Source organism: Gammaproteobacteria bacterium (assembly GCA_003696665.1).
GTDB lineage: Bacteria > Pseudomonadota > Gammaproteobacteria > Enterobacterales.
Map to the genome: position 1 here is coordinate 1 of RFGJ01000086.1, position 2,629 is coordinate 2,629.

The 2,629-nt window shown below is 52.4% G+C and carries 2 protein-coding genes; both read left to right on the top strand.

Annotation, left to right across the window (positions count from 1 at the left end; translation table 11 throughout):
* Positions 1-1,131: GAF domain-containing protein (locus D6694_02890; protein ID RMH46920.1), on the top strand; the 1,131-nt coding region annotated here is incomplete at its 5' end.
* A gap of 3 nt (positions 1,132-1,134) precedes the next feature.
* Positions 1,135-2,629 (top strand): adenylate/guanylate cyclase domain-containing protein (locus D6694_02895; GenBank protein ID RMH46921.1); only part of this gene is annotated, 1,495 nt, incomplete at its 3' end.

Sequence of the window (2,629 nt, forward strand, 5' to 3'; positions counted from 1 at the left end):
ACGGGCTATCGCACGCGCGATATGGTGGCCATCCCAATGCATAATCATCGCGACGAAATCATTGGTGTCTTGCAGTTGCTTAACTCGACCAACCAAGACGAAGGATTTCCGGATGAAGTGATTGAGCACCTGCAGGTGTTGGCCTCTCAGGCAGCTGTCGCCATAGAAAATTCACAGTTAATGCAAGACATCGAACGCCTGTTCGAAGGGTTTGTCTTGGCCTCAGTGAAAGCCATCGAGGCTCGTGATCCCGTCACCTCAGGTCACTCATTCCGTGTCGCCGACTACACATTGGCGCTGGCTCAAGCATTACCGCACAGCACAGAGTTTCGTGAGGTGAAGTGGCGCGATGATCAGCTGAAAGAACTTCGATACGCCGCATTGCTTCACGATTTTGGTAAGGTTGGTGTCCGCGAGCATGTGTTATTGAAGGCACAAAAACTGCCTCCCGGCAGACTTGAATTGCTGCTTTTGCGTATTGACTGGTTACAGGAGCATCTACAGCGTCGGTACTGGCAGCAAAAAGCGCACGGCGCACCGGTTGAATGGCATCAAATCGAACGACAACTTGCCGAATTGGACTATTGGAAGCAGCTGCTTGAGCAGGCGAATCAGCCCACGATTTTGCCCACCGAAGTCTCAGAACACCTCGCGCACCTTGTCTCAGCCACATATGATGCCCCATGGGGACAAACCATTCTGGACGATGAAGATTTTCTCCGTCTGTCTGTGACCAAAGGCAGCCTCACAGAAGAAGAACGCCAGGAAATTCAGTCGCATGTGTTGCATTCTCTTGCCTACCTTCGAGAAATTCCATGGACCCCGGAACTTTCTGCCATTCCGGATATTGCCGCCGCGCATCACGAAAAACTCGACGGCAGCGGCTATCCCTTTGGCCTTCGAGGAGACGCCATCCCACTCCAGTCACGCATGATGACAATCGCTGACATCTATGATGCCTTGACGGCTCGCGATCGCCCATACAAAGCAGCCGTTCCCATTGACAAGGCGCTTGATATTTTGATGGCGGAAGCTGACCGTGGCCTCATCGATCAACGTCTATTGCGGATTTTTATCGAATCTCGCGCCTATCAGGCAAGCCATCCAGATGCCTATGGCCAGGAGTCGTAGACAATGGTGCGTCGACTCTTGACCAAGCACTTCATCATTGCCGCCGCACTCACCACCATCCTCTTTTATTTTCCTGGCACAGAGCGATTCGACTGGTTAGTCAACGACTTTGTCACCCGAGTCATTGCACACAACAGTTTGCCTGATCCAGATATTGTCGTCATCGATATCGACGATGCCTCGCTTGAACAACTCGCGAATCAGCTGGGCCACTGGCCCTGGCCGCGCTCAGCACATGCCATGGTCCTTGAGGCTTTGCATGCCGCTGGAGCACGCACTGTCGTTTTCGATATTCTGCTTTCTGAACCCGACATTTATCGGCCAGATTCCGACGCCCATTTTGCTGAAGTACTCGACCAAACAGCGCCAAATTTTTTAGCGTCACTCCTGTTGCCCACATCAGCTCCGACCACACCGATTCGCATCAGCGAACTGCCCAAAAGTTTGCTTATCGACCCTAATCCGGCATCCGATCAAACGATTAAAATCCTCCTCCCGATCATAGGCAACTTACACAAAAACCCGCCTGGATTAATCAATTTTACTGGTGATAGTGACGGTGTGCTTCGGCAATATCGGGCCTGGCAAGAGGTCAGCGGCACAAAAATTGCCAGTTTGCCCATGCAGCTCATGCGGCACCTCGCCCCAAAGACCCGTGTCCCTCAATCGTGGTATCTCAAGTACAAAGGCAATACGGTCACACCCTACGCAAGCGCGCCCTATCACCGCGTGTTCGCCAAAGTGATGGCAGGACAGCCGCTCGATGAATTTCACGGCAAATGGGTGATTATTGGGGCCTCCGCGTCTGGTCTTCATGATCTTCGCGCCTCTCCAATGGCCGCCATTCATCCTGCCGTCCATTTGTTAGGGACGGCCATCGACAACCTCAAAAACGGTGAATCGCTCAAAATCTTGCCAACCTCAGTCACATTGCCCCTGACCATTCTTCTTGCGCTACTCGTTTGGCAGTTCAGCGCCCGGGCTGACAGCTTTGATCGCCAGCTCAAGCAACAGATATTTCTATTCCTGACGTTTGGCGCCCTCGGCGGCTTTTGTCTGTGGACAGCCATCATCAGTGACCTGTTGCCAAATCTGGGACGGCCTCTGGCTGCGCTATGGCTACACCAAGTCGGCATCATCGCCTATTCCGGATTTCTAGAAAACCGGCGCGCCAGACATATTACTGCCATGTTTCAGCGCTTTCTTGATCCAAATGTCGTTCGGCAGTTAGTCCAACAAGGCCACTCCGAACACCTGATCCATGCGAAAGAGTGTGAAATTACTGTATTGTTCTCTGACATTCGCGGGTTCACCACCCTGTCCGAGCAACTGCCTGCCACTGAAGTTGTCGCCTTACTCAACCGTTATTTTTCAATGCAGACCGAGATCATATTCAAACATGGGGGCACACTCGACAAATTCATTGGAGACGCCATTATGGCTTTCTGGGGCGCCCCATTAAACCATCCCGATCACGCCGCCAAAGCATATCAGTGCG